General features: G+C 32.6%; 1 pseudogene. It reads left to right on the forward strand.

What is annotated here, in order from left to right:
* A pseudogene (locus AJ881_RS09425) lies at positions 1-1,309 on the forward strand (autotransporter outer membrane beta-barrel domain-containing protein); the annotation flags it as partial.

The raw sequence follows: 1,309 nt of genomic DNA on the forward strand, positions 1-1,309 counted from the left end.
TTCTACTATAACAAATTTTGATAACTCAGGTATTCTTTCAGGAAGAGTAGGTATAAATATATCAAGTACTACTATAGATAATTTTAAAAACACTGGTACTATAGAAGGAACATCTGGAGCCAAACAATTATCAGGAGCAGTATTCATTCAAAGTTGGAGAACTTCAAGCTCCACTATTAAAAATTTTGAAAACACAGGTCTAATCAAAAATCAAAACGGCAATGCTATCTTCATAGGTGATGGCAACAAGATAGAAACCCTTACAAATAAAGGAACTATAGAAGCAGGCAACAATGGTATAACTTTTTATGCATTTGATACAAATAAAAAGCCCGTTAATATTGGTAAAATCACTATAGAAGAAGGTGGTGTTATTAAAGCAGGCAATGATGCAATCCATATAGATGGAAGTAAAAATGGTATTGAGGGTGAAGGTATTGAAGTTAAAGAAGGGGGTAGATTAGAAGGTGGTAATGCAGGTATTTATATAGGCGGTGGTAAGCAAGTAAATACTAGCATCAATGTATCTGGAACTATCCAAGGTGGTAATGGGGGTATTATAAATACTGGAACCATTGGAAAAGAAGGACAAGAAAAACAAGAATACGGAATCACTATTGAAAATGAAGGTCTTATTGCTTCTGCAAAAGGAAGTGGTATTTTAAATACTGACAATGGAATTATTTATGGTAATATCTTCAATAGAAGTAATAATAATTTAAGTTTAAAAAATGATTCTGATGCGACTATTACAAGTGGTATTAAAAATGAAGGTGGTGGAACCATCTTTGTTAATAACCAAGGAACCATAGATAAAGATAATAGTGGCAATCATTTAACTAATAGCGGATCTGGTAGCATAGTCATAGAAGATTGGCTTGTTACTACAGATAAAGATACAGGTAAATTAGACACTATAATTGTAGGTGGAAATGGAAATGTAAGTGCTGATAAAATCACTATAGATGAGGGTAATCTCGATCTAGGACAACTTGATAATATAAACAATATCATCTCAGGTGTTAATCAAGGCAATATTGGCAATATAGGAACCAATGGAGGTGGAGAAATATCTTTAAGCTTTGATCCAATAACAGGAAAGCTTACTACAGATTTTAATCTTAATGCTTCCATATCAGGTGCAACCTTTAGATCTTTAATCTCTACTACTTCAAGAAGATCTACCTTTATAGATAATGTTATGGGTAATTCTATGCAAAGCTTTGCTTTAGCTTCTTCAAGCAAATCTCAAAGCATTGCTATGTCTGAAAAGGGTAATTTATATGCAGATGCAAGTGATTATATAAAG

Source organism: Campylobacter sp. BCW_6460 (assembly GCF_001762705.1).
GTDB classification, from domain to species: domain Bacteria; phylum Campylobacterota; class Campylobacteria; order Campylobacterales; family Campylobacteraceae; genus Campylobacter_D; species Campylobacter_D jejuni.